Raw genomic sequence first — 17,645 nt, forward strand, 5'->3', positions numbered from 1 at the left:
TGTCCTAGTATTTGCTAAGCCGATTGTTGCATCGGGGGTTGGGCGTCTGGCACGGGGCCAAAAATTCTGTCGCTAAAGCGCACGTACCAGGCCGCTGCCTGTACCTGGATGATGTAGGCCATGGCGATAATCAGGGCAATTTCAGATCCTTGTTCGTTGCCAAAGGCGGTCATGGCAATGGCCAAGGCAATGGATAGGTTACGCATGACAGTACCGTAGACCAGTGCGATCGCATCTCCCCGCTTAAAGAAGAATTTACCGATGAGTGTGCTGAAGAGGAAGTTCCCAACATACAAGATCGCCAGCGGAATCAAAAACGAAAGCAGTACCAGGGGATTGGCAATAATATCTTTGGCTTTGAGGGCCATCGCGACAAAAACGATCCCTAACACACCCAAGGTGGAAAAGGCTGGGAATTTCTTCTTAAGGTTTTTCTGATATTTATCCGCTCCAACAATTTGAATCAGTGTAATCCGGGTGACAAACCCCAAAACCATGGGTAAGAAAACAATGATAACAATTTGCTTAAAAATACTAGCCAACGGAATCTCCACCACTGCCCCCATTAACCACTTGGCATAAAAGGGGGTGGCAACCGAGCCCAAAATTAATCCAATGACCGTCATTTTAATGGCCGCACTAATATTGCCCTTGGCAAAGCCTGTCCAGGAAATGGTCATGCCGCTGGTGGGCAACAGGGAGGCCAACAAAAGCCCCAGGGCCACCAGGGGTTGATCGGCAAAAAACAGCTTTCCCATGCCAAAGGCAAAGAATGGAATCACCGCAAAATTAATCAACTGGGTGAGTAATTGAACCTTATAGTCTCCTCCCGATAACACTTTCTGAACTTGCAGATTAATCATCATGGGGTAGACCATGAGAAAAGTCAGAGGAATGATCAAAGCCTTTAGGGAAGTCGGATTAGCGACAGCCCCAAAGATTAGACCAGCAATCATAAATACAGGAACAGACCAGACTAAATTTTTCTGGATGAACCCTAATACCTTCCACACGACAATCATTCTCCTTTTTCGTCAAGTTTTCGCGAGTATGTCCGTGACCTATTACTCTTTCACGTGATCTCGGTGGGTGGGCAAACCGGCTTTCTGCCAGGCCATCATACCGCCCGTAATATTAAACACCTGGCTAAAGCCTAGTTTGACCAACATCTGAGCAGCCATTGGACTGCGGTGAGCCGTCAGACAAATCACCGCGAGAGGTTCATCCTTGGGAAGTTGCCAAAACCATCGCGGCAGTACTAGGTAGCGCAACAACGGAACCTGAGCCATCAGAATGCGCGGTAGACTCAGGTTAATGGCATCAGGAGCATGAAAAAGATTGTATTCAAGCCGACTCCTGACATCAATGAATTTCGAAACCTTAGGGGATTGAACAAAGTCTTCTGGAGGTACGTCACTAATAGCTGGCTTAGGGGGTGATGCGGATACCATAGAGTGTTTCTTAGGCAGAGTGTTCCAGGTCTGGGCGATTATCTTGCCATCAAGTCAGAACAAGACAATCGCACAGACCAAGTTGGGTTAGCTGTGAGCTGTGAGAGCAGATGTCATCTCCAGGGCCACGGGGGTTGCCTCCCCATTCGCTAACAACAGAGGAAAGTGATGGGCATTGGGAGCATGCATGGCTTGAATCCCCAGGGTTGCCCGGTTAATCAGATCGGCATAGCTGGGAATGATCCGACCCTGGCTATCCAAGATGGACTGATTAAAGTTGAACCCATTGAGATTAAAGGCCATAGCACTAATACCTAAGGCAGCAAACCAGACGCCGATGGTGGGTAAAGCGGCTAACAGAAAATGAACCGAGCGGCTATTGCGCATGGCGGCACCAGGAATGAGCAACCGCCCCAAATACCCAGCATGACTGGCAAGCAGATTATAGGTGGCTTCCTGTTGACCAAAGCGATAACCAACGTTGGCAGACTCTGTTTCAGAGGTTTCTCTAACCAAACTGGCGGTAACCAAGGAGCCATGGAGAGAACTGAGGAGAGCGCCACCAAAAATGCCAGTTACTCCCAGCATGTGCAGGGGATGCATCAAAACATTATGCTGGGCCTGTAGCGCTAACATAAAGTGGAAGGTTCCAGAAACCCCCAAGGGCATGCCCTCTGAGAAACTACCCTGACCCATGGGATACACCAACAACACAGCGGTTGCAGCCGCCACAGGCGCAGAAAAGGCCACGGCAATCCAGGGTCTCATGCCTAAGCGATAGCTCAATTCCCATTGGCGACCAAGATAACACCAGATCCCAATTAAAAAGTGGAACACAATCAGCTGGTAAGGGCCGCCATTATAGAGCCACTCAGCCGCTGAACTGGCCTGCCAAAGGGGATAAAAATGAAGTCCAATGGCGGCTGAAGTTGGTACAACTGCGGCAGAAATCAGATTGTTACCACTTAAAATTGATCCCATGACGGGCTCACGAATACCATCTACGTCAACAGGTGGTGCTGAGAGAAGTGCGATCGCAAACACCATGGCTGCAACCACAAGGGTGGGAATCATCAACACACCAAACCAGCCAACATAAAAACGGTTCTGTGTGCTTGTGACCCACTCAGAAAATTGTTCCCACAGGGTATAACGATCAGGGGTGGATGGTCGCTTATATCCCTTATATCCTATTAATGTACTCATCAGTTAAACCTCCAAGATGTGCAAGAGAGTTTGACGGAGCTACCTGACTGATTACTTTGAAAGACCTAAAATCGCAAACACGGGCTATGCAACATGCAAGCTAATCTCAAGTCAAGTAACCTCAGCCTTATTGACTCAACTACCTAGTCTTAAATGCATCGATAATGACTAAGAAGCCTTAAGTGAGTGATAGGACGATGTCGAGCAACTTAATCACTATACAACCAAATAGCTATTTAATCAACAAAACGATTGATTTTTGTATCAGTCTGTCTCCTAATGCCTCCCGTCATGATATTTCCAAAAAAAACAAGAGTTCTTGATTATTTTCATTAATCGCTTTATAGTTATATAAAGCTTGAGCCCATTCCCCCATGAAATCGATGCAGGCATACGCTGATAGGGGCTGAAGTCCTTTGAGGGAAGCCGTGGCTCAGTAGGCCAGAATGATACCTAATCTGCTGTGCAATATCATGGGTGAATTTCAAGGCCCAGGCACCTAACCATTTCTGATCTGAAGAAGGAGATCTGAATCCGATATGCCCTATTCTGCAGTCGATCAAACGCTTGATTTTCATAGTGATACCTATCGCGATGCTTTTACTCGTATTAATGGCATCGTTATTGAAGGGGAACAGGCCGCTTACGACAATTTCCTATGCCTGGCAGATCTGTTGCCAGAACAGGCCGAAGAATTAGTCCGACTCGGTAAAATGGAAGGGCGTCATCGTAAAAGTTTTGAAGCCTGTGGCCGAAATTTGGATGTTATTCCTGATTTGGCATTTGCCAACCAGTTTTTTGCTGACCTATGTCAAGCTTTCCAAACGTCGGCAACCGACCGTAAGATAGCCACCTGCCTGTTGATTCAATCGTTGATCATAGAATGTTTTGCAATCGCAGCTTACAACGTCTATATTCCGGTTGCCGATGCATTTGCTCAAAAAGTGACGAAAGGAGTCGTTGCTGATGAGTATCACCATCTCAACTTCGGAGAAGTTTGGCTTAAAGCACACTTTGAGACAGTAAAAGCAGAACTCGAGACTGCTAATCGTCAGGTACTTCCGTTGATCTGGCAGATGCTCAATCAGGTTGAAGCTGACCTGCAAACCGTAGGCATGGATAAGCAAACACTAATAGAATCCTTTTTGGTGCACTATAGTGAGGCACTCAAGGAAATTGGCTTTAACAACCGTGAGATTTTACGCATGGCCAGCCATGGTCTGGCCAGCTCTAAACAACGCTGATTTTCTCCATGGGAGCGTAGAGGCCGTTTTGATGGTTGGTGTCGCATAGTTTATGAGTAGTGCTAAGAGTCAGGCCAGCCATTGTGTCTCAACAACGCTCCCTCTAATGTAGGCTCTCTTCTCGCAGGTCTCTCTATTGTTGAGGCTTGTGCACATATCCACCCGTCGCTGGATCAATGGAAACATACGTCAAACCAGCTTCTTTCCAGGCGCTGATTCCCCCTTCCATATGGGCAATCCTATCAATCTCTGAATCAATACATTTTTCAGCAATCAGTCGCGATCGTCTGCCAGAGCCACAATACAACACGATGGGCTTCTCATCAGCTTGTATGGGTAGTTTCCTTGGGTCAAAGGAGGCCATGGGAAATAGCATGGCTCCAGGAATATGCTCGAACGCATATTCTTGAGGGGTACGAACATCAATCAGAACAATTTTGTGCCGTTTAAATTGTTCCTCTACCTCATGGGGAGTGAATGCTTCGAACACCAACCCACTCAGCTGCTCAGCTACGGCCATAGTTTTATACTCCGAAGGCTAAAGGCTCTCTATTTTAATTGGGCTTTAGAAGACCCAATACACTATATAATTAATCAGTTATATAGGCAAATCACCAACCTTTAACTCCTCTTGCCATCATTGCCGCCAGCAGGGGAATCAGAATAAACCCCAGCAACTCGATTTTAATAATCCAGGCCAGTTGGTTAACCCTGGAGAGTTCCAGACTTGGCGGATTGCCCTGTCGTAAGTCTTTGATCCAGGTTAAAAATGAAAAGGTTGGATACAGCGAGAGGGTACCAATGGCGACAAAAATGGCAACTTTTGCATAGAAAACAGGGTTGCTCAGGTAATAATCGGCTCCCTTACTAAAATAGAGAACCCGCAACACACCTGTTATGAGTACAACTGTAGCTGATATTCCATAAACGCCATCTGCAATGACTATCTTCCAGGTTTCACTGATACTTAGCTCTTTTTTCAAAGTGACCCCTTCGACAGATAGGGCGGCAAAGATCAGCATGAAGCTGGCGTAGTGCAAATAGGCAACAAGGCTACTTTTCCAGATCAAAATCTATCCCCTTTATTTTTGGTTTATTTTTAGTTTTTTAGTAAGTTAGCTCAGGCTTAAATCTCTGTATTTCCCTGCATCACTGGGTTATGCCTCATTCAACAGCTCCTACCAATGGGAAGGCATTCATCCTTAATGCCCCACCCTGGCGAGGAATACCGTTGGAGGACAATAGGCCAGCGATACATCTGATCAAGCCAGTGCTTGCAGCGGGACAACATCATGAAAGTGAGTAAAGTCGATGTAGCACTCACCCGCTGGGGTTTCATGGATGATATCCATGAGGCGACAGTTCCATAAAATCTCCTCACTATGAAACAGGTATTGAGCATGGACAGCTTGAGCAACCGTTTCATCAATACCACTTAAGGAAATCACCACTTGGGCTCGAAGTTGCACCAGCGATTGCGCAGTTTGTCCTTTAAGGGGACTTTCGGTATCAATGGGATGAATAGCTGTCCATGTCAGAGCAAAGGCAGGGGCCTGGCTGCGTAATAGTCGCAACGGATAAAGCCGTCGCATAAATTGTCCCTCCGCACTCACCTCATCCCGCAACAGATATGCCCGTATTTGAGCCTCGACAATCTGATTCCCCCGCTGATTCGCAACCCGAAACATTAAGGTTGGCAGGCCATTATAGGGTGTGATCACAGCAAAGTTACTGAAGATAACTCGAGCCGTGGGTTGGGAAAAGCGAGCAAAGGCTAACCCTGTCACCAAAGCAAATCCCACCAATCCTACCAGTGCCTCTACAGCAGCAGCTGCATTCGCAAAGGGAGTTTGGGGATACATTACACCGTAGCCAATGGAGGTCAGGGTTTGTACACTAAAGAAGAATGCATCCCAAAAGTCATGGGTTTGGGCATTGGCAATCCCTCCCCCAACCAAGTAAATAAGAGCAAACCCCGCATTGAGCAACCCGTATATCGCTATAATCAATAGCAGAAACCCTGGCCAGGGAATGAGCAAGAGTAAATGGTAAGGATCACGCCAATATGTGTGCCAAACGTCAGCATCAGGGGATTTCAAAATACCTTTAGCAGAAACCAGGTGACATCTCTTCCTGTTCACACGCCTGATATTGCGTAGTTGCACAATCCTCCTCCCCATCACGCTTTAGAGGATCACGCAGCAGAGGGAATAGAAGCATTTTTCGTAAAACGAATCATCAGATGATCATCTTCTAATTTAGCGCCTGCTGGTTGTAACGCTGCTAACGCCTGTGGAAGAACTAGATTGCGACGATGGTTACCAATGCGAATGTTGAGTTCATCCCCCGTCTTATGCAAATGGATTTGCTCTTTGGGAATATTTGGTAGATAAACATCTAGACAATACCCCTCAGACTGTTGCACTACTCGGAGTGTGGTCTCCCGGTAGTAAACCTGGGTCGGATCTTCATCACCATAGAGAGTGTCTTTCAGTCGCTCTAGGGCAGCCAAACCACAAAGTTCTTCATTGTAGAGCGGAACTTCTTTGATGGGTAGCGGTTGAAAGTCTTCTTGAATTTCCTGGCGATACTGTTGTTGCATCTCCTTCCAACGGGCGAAGAAGGGATCGCTCACCTGTTCAGGAATAATGCGGTTGGCGATCACCAGATCAGTTGCCACATTATATAAACTCAGGTAAGCATGCGCCCGAAGTGACTCGCTAATCACCATTTTTTCAGGGTTTGTGACTAATCGCACCGTAGTTTGAGTGCTATCCGTGAGCACTCGCTCCAGTGCTTCAATTTGTTCATAGAACTCGTAGGGGGCATCCATCACCTCTCGATCAGGGAGAGAGAACCCCGTCATACGCTTAAAAATGGGCTCAAACACAGGGCTCAGGGTATTGGCCATGCCCTGGAAAGGCTTGTAAAAGCGACGCATGTACCAGCCAGAAATTTCTGGCAAGCTGAGCAGGCGCAGGGCTGTGCCTGTAGGGGCTGAGTCCACAATTAGGACATCAAAATCTCCCGCATCGTAATGGCGTTTCATCCGCACTAGGGCAAAAATTTCGTCCATTCCAGGCAGGACTGATAGCTCTTCTGCCTGCACTCCATCCATCCCCTGGGCCTGGAGCACGTCTGTAATGTAGCGTCGAACCGCTCCCCAATTCTGCTCCATTTCTCTGAGGGCATCGAGTTCAGCCCCCCACAGATTGGGCCGAATCAGGGTTGGATCATGGGACAACTCTAGGGCAAAACTATCCGCTAATGAATGGGCTGGGTCGGTACTCAATACCAGTGTGCGATATCCCAGTTCTGCTGCTCGCAGGGCAGTCGCAGCTGCAACTGATGTCTTACCCACCCCCCCTTTTCCAGTCATCAAAATAATACGCATTCGTAAAAACCTCTTAGTTGATCACACCCACCAGGGTTGCTCATTAGTACGGGGGTCAGTCTCGTTCCAGGGGTAGATCCAGATGGCATCATCCTTAACCACCACGTGAACTATCTTGAGGGGAAGGGGCGCAGGCCCACGCACAACGTTACCCTCCGGATCGTAAAGCGATCCATGGCAGGGACATTGAAACTGCTGATCTGCAGGATTCCAGGGGAAGGTACAACCCAGGTGAGTACAGTTATCAACAATACCTCTAGCCCCCAGGGAACCATCGTCTTGGACGATCAAATACGTCGGTTCGCTGGCCAGCCCTGCAATCAAGGCGCGAGTTCCAGGCGGATTAGCAAGGATTTGGCTGGCTGGAATCGGGGTGCCCAGTTTATCTTTTGCGAGAATCCCACCTCCCTCAGATACTTCCCGAGGTGGGATGAAAAACTTAGCGACAGGGTAGAGGGCTGAACCAGCGGTTGCGGCAACCGTTGCCCCTGTCAAAAAATTGAGTAGTTGTCGCCGAGACAGTGATGGGACTTCGAAAGAAAGTGCATCATCCATATCGATCAACCTCCTTATAAAATGGAACAACATATCTATGACCGTCTCAAGCAGAGGGCAACCTCAAGCAGAGGGCAACCTCAAGCAGAGGGTAACAACCTGGCTGAAGTGAGACAGGGTTGTTAATTGCGATCATTCAATCGAGTCATGTGGCAAGCAAGTGCAAATTTTCTTTACCTTTCTTACTAATCAGTAGTATAACCAATTAGTAATGAAATTGTAAATTATTTTATCTATTTTGTTGTGACTTCCCTGGTGTGATTGAAAGACTCAACGCCCCATGGCTCAGGAAGGCGGTGGAACTTTGAAACCGAATTATTCAGTTGACAGAATCAGGATTACTGCATAATATCTATATAACTATCTAGTAGATAAGTGATAAAGCCTGACCGGGATTTCCCACTTTATCGTCGGGTGATTGGTTTAGATCAGGGAGGAGAGGGTTGAGGTATGGCAAACGTTGTTGTTATTGGGGGTGGTCTGGCTGGGTTGCCCATAGCCTATGAGCTACGTCACTTGCTGCCCAGTGAGCATACGGTGACACTCATATCCAGTGAGTCCAAATTCACCTTTATTCCAGGGTTGATTCAGGTGGCTTTGGGGCTGAAGCCATTGGAGCATGTTCAGTTAGATTTAGCGCGTCTGGCGCAGCGTCATCATTTAAATTGGGTATCTGGCAAAGTGACGGCCCTCGACCCTCACGCTCGTTCTATTACAGTCGAGGGAGAGAAAACGATTGAGTATGATTATGTTGCGATCGCAACTGGGGCATCCCTGGCCTTTGATCAAATTCCAGGTTTGGGTCCCCATGGTGGCTATACCCAGTCTGTTTGCACCCCCGACCATAGCCTCACGGCTCACCAAGCCTGGCTCGACTTGCTTAAAAATCCAGGGCCAATAGTTGTGGGCGCAGCTCCGGGGGCAGGGTGTTTTGGCCCCGCCTACGAATTTGCTCTGATGGCCGATCATGAATTACGTCGTCGAGGATTGCGCGATCAGGTGCCCATCACCTATGTCACACCAGAGCCCTATGCTGGGCATTTAGGTGTCTCTAAGGTAAAAAATGCGAGAGAGCTGACCGCCAATTTAATGCAGAAACAAGGCATTACGGTCATTGAGAATGCGGCCATTACGGCTGTGGATAAACACACCATTACCCTGGACGACGGGCAACAGTTGCCATTTAACTACTCGATGGTCTTACCGGCCTTTCGCGGGGCCAAATTTATCCAGGCAGCGCCTGGGTTAGGAGATGCCAAGGGATTTATTCCGACGTTACCCACCCAGCGTCATCCCGACTTTCCCAACATTTATGCCGCAGGTGTCAGCATTAAACTGGCACAGCCTGATAAAACTCGTGTTCCCATCGGGTTACCTAAAAGTGGTCAAATGTCGGAAGCCATGGCGACAGCGGTTGCCCACAATATCGCGGTTGAGTTGGGGGCGATTAAAAGTCCTCTCCAAGTTCCAACGTTGGATGCTTTGTGTTTTGCAGAATTTGGCGATACTGGTATTGCCTATATTGCCGCCCCCGTTCTGCCTGACCCAGAAACTGGCAAACGGAAACACTCCTATGCTGTTCGTGGCCCATGGGTTGTATGGGTAAAAGCAGCCTTTGAGGAATATTTCATGGTCAAAATGCGTACTGGAGTTGGTATGCCCTGGTTTGAAAAACTGGGATTACGCGTTATCTTCGGTCTACAGATGCTGAAGCCCACCACCACCAACTACGAACAAACAACAGTTAGCCCTTAAGCATTCCATCGATTGAGATTTGGCCTTTTTTTGATACTCCCCCCAAATTATGGAGACTCAGCCGCACCAAGTGGAACCCCTTTCAGCTCTGCTGGAAAACCACTTTGAACAAATAGCAGAGCGATTCAAACTGCTAAGCGATCCCAGTCGGTTACGAATTATCTCTGCTATTTGCAGCCAGGAACGCAATGTCACTGAGATTTGCCAGCGAGCTGGTTTAAATCAGGCCAATGTCTCTAAACACCTACAGTTGCTTAAATGCTCGGGTGTTGTCACCTGTCGACGCGTCGGCAGTTGTCGCTATTATCGGATTATCGATAAAGATCTACTATCACTCTGTGCCAGATCCCTAACGGAGATCGAACAATTTAGCTTATCCCCCAATCTAAGGGACGATATCCATGTTCAGAATTCTATCCAAGATCATACTGGGTTTTTCGCTAATCATTCTCGTTGTTCTTGTCTGCCCAGCAATCGCTCAAGCTCAGCCGGAACCCGCTCAGCTAGCCAAAGCTGTTCAGGAGATTGAAAATTTAGACGCTATGCGCAGCGGACTAGCCGATTACCTGAAAGATGCGCCAGAACCACCGACGGCGGAGACCATGAAGAAAGTGTGTAAACCCGTTGGCATGAAAGCCATGCAACTCAGTCAAGAGAACGGGTGGCAGGTAAAGCAAATGGCCAAAAAGTATCGTAATCCAGCCCATAAACCCGATAATCTTGCCGCTACTAATGCCCTGTCTACATTTGAGCAATCCCCAGAGTTAATGGGATTCTGGGAAAAAGAAACCTTGAGCGACCAAAGTGGCACTCGCTATTATCGTCGCATCAATGTGGAAGCAAGTTGTTTAGCCTGCCATGGGCTCAAAGACAATCGTCCTCAGTTTGTCAAGAATAACTATCCCCAAGATTTGGCATACGACTTCAAAGTGGGTGACTTACGAGGAGTTTATGCGGTGTTTATTCCCGATTCAGTGCAGCAGTCGGTTCAAGCTGCCCTGGGCGAATAAGCTAGTAATAGTATAAACAGGCATCATTGGGAGATTTTTATGATGTGGTCACGTGTACGCCAGCTGATGCTTTGGCTGCTCACTTTCAGCATACTATTAGTCCTGAGCCTGACAGGGATTGAAAATCTCACGGTGCTGCCAGCATCTGCCGCGATTCGCCAATTGGAAGAGGCTCCTGGTCAATTTGTTTATCAGTCACGTCAGACCCTGCACGATCAGCATAACAATAGTTGGCAAGCGATCGCATTTAAACGCATTCGCCCAGATGGCAGCACCTTTTTCTATCTCCGGCTGGTTGGTTTTCCCGGCACTGCGGCCATTGATCGTTCACAGCCCCTGGTGTTAACCGACTCTTTAGGCAACACCCTAACTGCAAACGACGCCTCTCGAAAAATTTTCACGGATGCGGATGCACCGGAACCCAATGTTGGTCAATATGATTTGGCACCGATTGTATCTGAGTTAAGGGCGGTAATCCCCTTGAAGCTAAGTCTCCCAACCACTCAAGGTGAGCCAGTCGAACTTCTGGTATCCCCAGCTCTTGTCAAGGAGTGGCAGGTCCTGGTTACTCAATCCTAAACAACCATAGACCCTAAAATTTGCACAACCAAGATATTCAATTTGAGAGAAAAAAGTATGAAACGTAGATGTCAACAAGGCCACCGGCAACAAGGTCGTCGGCAACAAGGCCACCGGCAACAAGGCCACCGGCAACAAGGTTATCGTCAACAACATCGGCGCAGACTAGGTGCCACTGGACTTTGTAGAATGGCGTTCCTAGCATCAGCATCTCCTATATCCGCTAGTTCTAGTCTTGATGAGAGAACTCAACAAGCAATGATTGATGCCATGAATGATGAGTATCAAGCGAGGGCACTTTACACTGCCGTCATTGAAAAGTACGGAGCCATTCAGCCATTTAGTAATATTATTCAATCAGAGGAGCGCCATGCTCAGCGTTGGCACACCTTATTTACACAGTGTGGTCTCCCCATTCCTGAAGATACGTTTGCGGGTAATGTAAAGGCCCCTGAAACTCTGCAAGCAGCTTGTGAAATGGCCGTTGAAACAGAAATTGCTAATGTACAAATGTATGATAGCTTTCTTGAATTTGTTGAGGAGCCTGAGCTGAGGGCAACGTTTACCCAGTTTCGTAACGTTTCAAAAAATAATCATCAGCCAGCATTTGAACGCTGCCTCAGCTGGTTCTCCAGCATCTGAGTGAAGTTCTAGCCTGGGTCAGGACAACATCTCGCCGCACTAGTTATTGTCCTGACCCAGGGTTCATTGCCTAGTACTCTGTGGCGTAAGGTTGCCCATTATCAAATAGTGATGGGGTAGGTAATAGGGTGATTATTTAAGCGCAAGTGGTCTAGCACACCATTGGCACGTTACTAATCGCTATGACGCTCTAGATGCATGCATCTAGAGCGTCATAGCGATTAGTGTAGAAATAAATGACAAAAGTTTTTCCATTTATTTTGTTAAATACTTCGCTACATAGTTATATAATTATATAGCGCTACATTAAGTGCAAATTTCTTTGCCAGTTTGTTTTCGCTACAAACAATATGGACTCATGAATAATACACTTCAGAAATATCAACAGATTAGTCCATGGGAACGCTTTTGCGCATGGATCACCAGCACTGAAAATCGATTATATGTTGGCTGGTTCGGGACCCTTTTGATTCCCACAGCCCTGGTCGCTACGGTTGTTTTTGTCCTGGCCATGGTGGCGGCACCCCCCGTGGATATGGATGGGATTCGAGAGCCCATTAGCGGCTCCTTGCTCTACGGTAACAATATGATTACCGCCACCGTGGTGCCCTCCTCCAATGCCATTGGCCTCCACTTTTATCCCATCTGGGAAGCCGCCAGTCTAGATGAGTGGCTTTACAACGGTGGCCCATACCAGATGATTATCTTTCACTTTCTCATTGCTGCCTATGCCTATATGGGCCGTCAGTGGGAACTGAGCTATCGCTTAGGCATGAGACCCTGGATTGCCGTGGCCTATTCGGCTCCAGTGGCAGCGGCTACTTCTGTGTTACTGATTTACCCCATCGGCCAAGGCAGTTTTTCAGATGGCTTGATGCTCGGCATCTCGGGCACCTTCAACTTTATGATTGTGTTTACAGCCGAGCACAACATTCTCATGCATCCCTTCCATATGCTGGGAGTCATCGGTGTCTTCGGGGGGGCCTTGTTCTCGGCCATGCATGGCTCCTTGGTCACCTCGTCGTTAGTGCGGGAAACCACCGAACTTGAATCCCAAAATGCTGGCTATCGCTTTGGTCAAGAAGAAGAAACCTATAACCTGGTCGCCGCCCATGGCTACTTTGGACGCTTGATCTTTCAATATGCTTCGTTTAATAACAGTCGCTCGTTGCACTTTCTACTGGCCGCCTGGCCGGTGGTCGGGATTTGGTTCGCCTCCCTGGGCATCTGCTCCATGGCCTTTAATCTCAATGGGTTCAACTTTAACCAGTCCATTCTAGACAGTGAAGGGCGCGTGGTGAATACCTGGGCCGATGTGCTGAATCGCGCCAATTTAGGCATTGAAGTTATCCATGAGCGTAATGCCCACAACTTTCCCCTGGATTTGGCGTCTGGAGAAGCGTCTCCCGTTGCGCTGACAGCACCCGCTATCGCCGCATAAGATCAAAATTGGTTCCTTAATTCAAAACTTAAGTCATTCACCGTGGGGAGTTTAATGCTCCCCTCTTTTGTCAACAATTCGTGTAAAGCATCTATATGACAGAAAATTCAGTCTCGAAAAACACAGCAACCAAGCCGCCCTTGAATTGGACAACTGTTACCTTTTTTACACTTGTTCATCTTCTTGCTTTGCTAGCTCCCTGGTATTTTTCATGGCAGGCTTTGGGCCTTACCCTATTGCTCCACTGGCTCTTTGGCAGCATTGGCATTTGCTTGGGATATCATCGGCTCCTCAGTCATCGCAGTTTCCAAGTGCCAAAATGGTTGGAATATTTGATTGCCTTGGTCGGGACATTAGCGTTGCAGGGAGGGCCAATCTTCTGGGTTGCCGGCCATCGTCTACACCATGCCCATACGGAAGATGAACAGGAGGATCCCTATTCTGCTAAGCGAGGATTCTGGTGGAGCCACATGCTCTGGATGTTATATCCCGAAGCAAAGTTTTTTGACTCAGACCTATACAGCCGCTATGCTCCAGAGTTAGCAAGAGATCCTGTTTATCGATGGTTAAATCGTAACTTTATACTCTTGCAAATCCCTCTAGGATTATTGCTCTATGGCCTAGGTGGATGGTCCTTTGTGATTTACGGTATCTTTTTGCGGGCGGTGCTGCTATGGCATAGCACCTGGTTTATTAACTCAGTTACCCACGTGTGGGGGTATCGCACCTTTACTACTGAGGATAATTCTCGGAATCTCTGGTGGGCTGCTATCTTCACCTATGGAGAAGGCTGGCACAACAACCACCATGCCTATCCTAATGTCGCTCGAGCTGGATGGCAGTGGTGGGAAATTGATGTCACCTGGTGGGCGATTTGGGTATTGAAAACGCTCGGACTTGCTACAAAAGTTGTCAAAATACCTGCCCATGTGAAGCCAACACTCAAACAGATTTTTTGATCACTCTTTACAAGTTAGCAAGCAGAGTCATCATTCCACTGACCGTAAGATGGAAAAGTCTTTCCCCGAATCACCTCAACAGTATGGGGTAACCGTTCCGAAGTGAATAGCCCCAGACATCGTTTAGCGCCACACCGCTGCTGACCAGGGAGACAGAGCCCTTAACCCTACAAAAGAGGGCTGTCTCCCTGGTCAGTTTTGCCATGGGACTCTTCCAGTAAATACCATGCTTTAAGATTTGAATCTAAGGTTTTTATATGGTAGGGATGGCCGTGCAATGCTGACATTTGGACGAGAGCTTTGTGGAGATTTGGCGACGGCTGAAACTCGAGAATGGCTGGTAACAAATGGTATGGGTGGTTATGCCGCTGGTACAGTGGCAGGCATGCTTACCCGGCGTTACCATGGCTTATTGGTCGCGGCTCTGCAACCACCCCTGGGGCGCACGCTGTTGGTAACCAAATTAGAAGAAGCAGTCTATACCAATAAGTCCTATGAGTTGAGCACCAATCGTTGGATAGATGGCAGTGTTTCTCCCCAGGGCTATCGGTTTATCGAAAGCTTTCGGCTTGATGGGAGCATACCAGTTTGGACGTTTGCCCTAGACGATGCCTTATTAGAAAAACGTATTTGGATGCAGCCTGGGGCCAATACAACCTATGTCCGATATTACTTGCATCGGGGCAACGCGGTGGAATTGTCGCTAAAAGCGTTGGTTAACTATCGAGATTATCACGGCAACACCCAAGCACGAAGCTGGCAGATGGAGACCGGATGTGTTCCCCATGGCCTTTGTGTTCAAGCTTTTTCTGATGCGGTTCCCTATTATCTTTTTAGCGATCGCGGCCAGTTTCAATTACACCATGATTGGTATCAGAAATTTGAGCTTTCCCTAGAGCGGTATCGAGGCTTGACCCATATAGATGATCACCTATGTGTTGCCAGTTTAGCCGTAGAACTGGCTCCAGGTGAATCATTATTAGTTGCAGCTAGTACCGTGGCTGCACCGTCTTTAGACGGGGAGTCGGCCCTGGCCATGCGGCAAACCTATGAACGCCAGTTGTTGACCCAGGCATTCAACATATCAGAACAACAGTATCCATTATCCACGTCAGGGGAGTTTCAACAGCTTGTTTTAGCTGCCGACCAGTTTATTGTTGATCGTCCCTTGGTGAATGAACCTGAGGGTAAAACTGTGATTGCCGGTTATCCATGGTTTGGTGATTGGGGACGGGATACGATGATTAGTTTGCCGGGGCTAACCTTGGCAACGGGGCGTCCCCAAATCGCGCGTACGATTATTCGGACCTTTTCTCGCTATCTGGATCAGGGGATGTTACCTAATCTGTTTCCTGATGCTGGAGAAACCCCTGAATACAATACGGTGGATGCGATTCTCTGGTATTTTGAGGCAATTCGAGCGTACTATGCAGCCACTGGAGATGATGCGCTGCTGAGGGAGATTTGGTCAGAGTTGGCGGCGGTGATTGACTGGCATCAATGCGGTACTCGCTACAACATTCATCTGGATAGCGATGGCTTAATCTATGCTGGCGAGCCCGGTGTGCAGCTAACTTGGATGGATGCCAAGGTGGAGGATTGGGTGGTCACTCCCCGCATTGGCAAGCCGATTGAAATTAGTGCGCTTTGGTACAATGCATTGCGCTGTATGGAACTGTTTGCGCGGGTTTTAGGGAAGCCAGCACAGGATTATAAAACCCTGGCACAGCATACGTTAATCGGGTTCCAACGGTTTTGGTACGGGGCCTACTGCTATGACGTTCTAGATGGTCCCGAGGGCCATGATGCGGCGATGCGTCCGAATCAGATTTTTGCCATTTCCCTACCCTTTGCTGGCGGTGAGGCTGGGGGGGCCTTATTGGAGCCGGAGCAACAACGATCTGTGGTTGATGTGTGTGGTCGAGAACTGCTAACGTCCCACGGGTTGCGATCGCTAACGCCCACCCATCCTCAATATGTTGGTACCTACGGTGGTGATTCGCTGGAGCGTGATGGTGCTTATCACCAGGGCACTACCTGGGGGTGGCTGTTGGGTCCCTATGTGCAGGCACACTTTCGGGTATATCAGGATGCGGCTCGGGCCAGGGAGTTACTTAAACCCCTGGTGCAGCATCTCCATGGGGGCTGTATTGGTAGTCTCAGTGAGATTTTTGACGGGGATGCACCGATGACACCGCGGGGGTGTATGGCCCAGGCGTGGACGGTGGCAGAAGTGCTGAGGGTTTGGCAATGGTTGGGTTAAACCTGGTGTTTTCCATGTTTGAGCATCAGCCAGATGAGCACCGGGGCTCCTAGCAGTGCCATGACGGCATTAAGGGGTAAGACCGTTTGGCTGCCAGGCACTTGGGCAATACTGTTGGCCACCAGGGCCAACAGGGCTCCTAGTAAGGCAACGGCGGGAACCAGCACACGATGATCTTGGGTGCGGTAAAGACTGCGCCCCAGGTGAGGAACGGCAACGCCTAGAAATGCAATGGGGCCGCAAAAAGCGGTGATGCTGCCCGCTAGCAAAGAGGCGCTAAAGATCAGATAACAGCGAACCATGGTAATGGATAATCCCAGGCTGATGGCTTGTTCTTCTCCCAGGAGTAAGAGATTTAAGGGTTTACAGGCAAGTTGGGCAATGGTGAGTCCAAGGATGACGACGGAGAGCAAAATCGGTAGTTGTTGCCAGGTGACGCCGCTAAAGCTGCCAAAGGTCCAGTTTAGATAGGTGAGGGTTTGTTCAAGGTGGCTAAAGTGCAACAGGATAGTCACCAGGGCAGTGGTGATGTAGCCCAGCATCAGCCCAAACACTAGCAGGGCCAGGGAGCTACGTATTTGGTGGGCCATGAACAGGATCAGGAACATTGCGATCGCAGCGCCCACACTGGCGGCTCCGACCACGCTTAGCTGTCCCCACCAGCCAATACTGCCGCCGGTTAAGACAATCAGGGCCGCGCCCAGACTAGCACCGGCATTGATACCAAGGACTGACGGTCCGGCCAGGGGGTTACGAAATAGAGCTTGGAGTTGGAGTCCGCTGATGGCCAGGGCTGAGCCTGCTGCCATGGCGGTTAGGGAACGGGGGAGACGGAAATTAAGGATAATTTCTTGCCAGGCGGGCTTAACGGCGGTGCCGCCAAAGAGAATGGTCAGCACTTCATGGGGGGGAATGGCGACGGAGCCTAGGGCGAGGCTAGCAAGAAATATGATAATGAGCGCCAGGGTGAGGAGGGTAAGGCCACCGAGGTGGCTGATGGAAAGTGATTTAAGTCGGTGATTAGTTAGTTTGTTGAATATTTTTTTTGGCTGGGAGATAGTTGGGTGTTTTGTATGGGTGGAGTTGAGGGTGTAGATTTTGTTGGCCATAGTTTTTGGGTGGGTGAGGTAAGTTTTTAGTGAGATA

18 protein-coding genes are annotated in these 17,645 nt (G+C 48.6%); 9 read left to right on the forward strand and 9 right to left on the reverse strand.

Features of this window, described 5'->3' with window-relative positions; all coding sequences use genetic code 11:
• Positions 1-14: 14 nt before the first annotated feature.
• The 3 genes from QGP82_RS11380 to psbA (QGP82_RS11390) all read right to left on the reverse strand — a co-directional run bounded on the left by QGP82_RS11380 (position 15) and on the right by psbA (QGP82_RS11390) (position 2,657).
• Positions 15-1,013 carry a bile acid:sodium symporter gene (locus tag QGP82_RS11380; RefSeq protein WP_163659280.1) on the reverse strand — a complete coding sequence of 333 codons (999 nt, stop codon included), beginning with the start codon at positions 1,011-1,013 and terminating at the stop codon, positions 15-17.
• Positions 1,014-1,064: 51 nt separating this feature from the next.
• A complete protein-coding gene (locus tag QGP82_RS11385) occupies positions 1,065-1,451 on the reverse strand; it encodes a rhodanese-like domain-containing protein (RefSeq protein WP_499059141.1) in 387 nt (128 codons plus the stop codon).
• A gap of 87 nt (positions 1,452-1,538) precedes the next feature.
• The gene (psbA, locus tag QGP82_RS11390) at positions 1,539-2,657 is read right to left on the reverse strand and encodes a photosystem II q(b) protein (protein ID WP_163659282.1); all 1,119 of its coding nucleotides are present in this window, start codon (positions 2,655-2,657) and stop codon (positions 1,539-1,541) included.
• Positions 2,658-3,196: 539 nt separating this feature from the next.
• On the opposite strand from psbA (QGP82_RS11390), the gene QGP82_RS11395 reads away from it, so the two are divergent.
• Entirely contained in the window at positions 3,197-3,901 is a 705-nt protein-coding gene (locus tag QGP82_RS11395; protein ID WP_163659283.1) for an aldehyde oxygenase (deformylating), read from the forward strand.
• Positions 3,902-4,034: 133 nt separating this feature from the next.
• Here QGP82_RS11395 and QGP82_RS11400 read toward each other — a convergent pair whose 3' ends face one another.
• From QGP82_RS11400 to petC, 5 genes are all read right to left on the reverse strand, one after another.
• The gene (locus QGP82_RS11400) at positions 4,035-4,421 is read right to left on the reverse strand and encodes a rhodanese-like domain-containing protein (RefSeq protein ID WP_499059143.1); all 387 of its coding nucleotides are present in this window, start codon (positions 4,419-4,421) and stop codon (positions 4,035-4,037) included.
• Between the two features lie 91 nt (positions 4,422-4,512).
• Positions 4,513-4,968: a DUF2214 family protein gene (locus QGP82_RS11405; protein ID WP_163661605.1), complete on the reverse strand. Its 456-nt coding sequence runs from the start codon at positions 4,966-4,968 to the stop codon at positions 4,513-4,515.
• Between the two features lie 195 nt (positions 4,969-5,163).
• Positions 5,164-6,081 (reverse strand): ion channel, encoded by a 918-nt coding sequence (locus tag QGP82_RS11410; protein ID WP_490793240.1) that lies wholly within the window; start codon positions 6,079-6,081, stop codon positions 5,164-5,166.
• 14 nt (positions 6,082-6,095) lie between these two features.
• A complete protein-coding gene (locus QGP82_RS11415; protein WP_163659286.1) occupies positions 6,096-7,295 on the reverse strand; it encodes a TRC40/GET3/ArsA family transport-energizing ATPase in 1,200 nt (399 codons plus the stop codon).
• Between the two features lie 21 nt (positions 7,296-7,316).
• Positions 7,317-7,850 (reverse strand): cytochrome b6-f complex iron-sulfur subunit, encoded by a 534-nt coding sequence (gene petC / locus QGP82_RS11420; RefSeq protein ID WP_163659287.1) that lies wholly within the window; start codon positions 7,848-7,850, stop codon positions 7,317-7,319.
• A gap of 450 nt (positions 7,851-8,300) precedes the next feature.
• Here petC and QGP82_RS11425 point away from each other — a divergent pair, with 450 nt between their 5' ends.
• From QGP82_RS11425 to QGP82_RS11460, 8 genes are all read left to right on the forward strand, one after another.
• Positions 8,301-9,605 carry an NAD(P)/FAD-dependent oxidoreductase gene (locus QGP82_RS11425; protein ID WP_499059146.1) on the forward strand — a complete coding sequence of 435 codons (1,305 nt, stop codon included), beginning with the start codon at positions 8,301-8,303 and terminating at the stop codon, positions 9,603-9,605.
• A gap of 49 nt (positions 9,606-9,654) precedes the next feature.
• On the forward strand, positions 9,655-10,134 hold the full coding sequence (locus QGP82_RS11430) for an ArsR/SmtB family transcription factor (protein WP_499059148.1): 480 nt from the start codon (positions 9,655-9,657) through the stop codon (positions 10,132-10,134).
• A complete protein-coding gene (locus tag QGP82_RS11435) occupies positions 10,016-10,615 on the forward strand; it encodes a Tll0287-like domain-containing protein (protein WP_348918778.1) in 600 nt (199 codons plus the stop codon). The genes QGP82_RS11430 and QGP82_RS11435 overlap by 119 nt, the downstream gene beginning before the upstream one ends.
• 39 nt (positions 10,616-10,654) lie before the next feature.
• Complete coding sequence (locus tag QGP82_RS11440) at positions 10,655-11,194, forward strand: DUF3122 domain-containing protein (RefSeq protein WP_163659290.1); 540 nt, start codon at positions 10,655-10,657, stop codon at positions 11,192-11,194.
• 57 nt (positions 11,195-11,251) lie between these two features.
• Positions 11,252-11,836 carry a ferritin-like domain-containing protein gene (locus QGP82_RS11445; protein WP_499059150.1) on the forward strand — a complete coding sequence of 195 codons (585 nt, stop codon included), beginning with the start codon at positions 11,252-11,254 and terminating at the stop codon, positions 11,834-11,836.
• Positions 11,837-12,194: 358 nt separating this feature from the next.
• Entirely contained in the window at positions 12,195-13,277 is a 1,083-nt protein-coding gene (gene psbA, locus QGP82_RS11450) for a photosystem II q(b) protein (RefSeq protein WP_499059152.1), read from the forward strand.
• A gap of 95 nt (positions 13,278-13,372) precedes the next feature.
• Positions 13,373-14,236: an acyl-CoA desaturase gene (locus QGP82_RS11455; protein WP_499059154.1), complete on the forward strand. Its 864-nt coding sequence runs from the start codon at positions 13,373-13,375 to the stop codon at positions 14,234-14,236.
• Between the two features lie 277 nt (positions 14,237-14,513).
• Positions 14,514-16,499 (forward strand): amylo-alpha-1,6-glucosidase, encoded by a 1,986-nt coding sequence (locus tag QGP82_RS11460; RefSeq protein WP_499059156.1) that lies wholly within the window; start codon positions 14,514-14,516, stop codon positions 16,497-16,499.
• Here QGP82_RS11460 and QGP82_RS11465 read toward each other — a convergent pair.
• Positions 16,496-17,608 carry an iron chelate uptake ABC transporter family permease subunit gene (locus QGP82_RS11465; protein ID WP_499059158.1) on the reverse strand — a complete coding sequence of 371 codons (1,113 nt, stop codon included), beginning with the start codon at positions 17,606-17,608 and terminating at the stop codon, positions 16,496-16,498. The two genes, QGP82_RS11460 and QGP82_RS11465, sit on opposite strands and share 4 nt — an antisense overlap.
• Positions 17,609-17,645 lie beyond the last annotated feature (37 nt).

Origin of the sequence: Leptothoe sp. LEGE 181152 (assembly GCF_032906605.1) — a bacterium.
GTDB lineage: Bacteria > Cyanobacteriota > Cyanobacteriia > Phormidesmidales > Phormidesmidaceae > Leptothoe > Leptothoe turfae.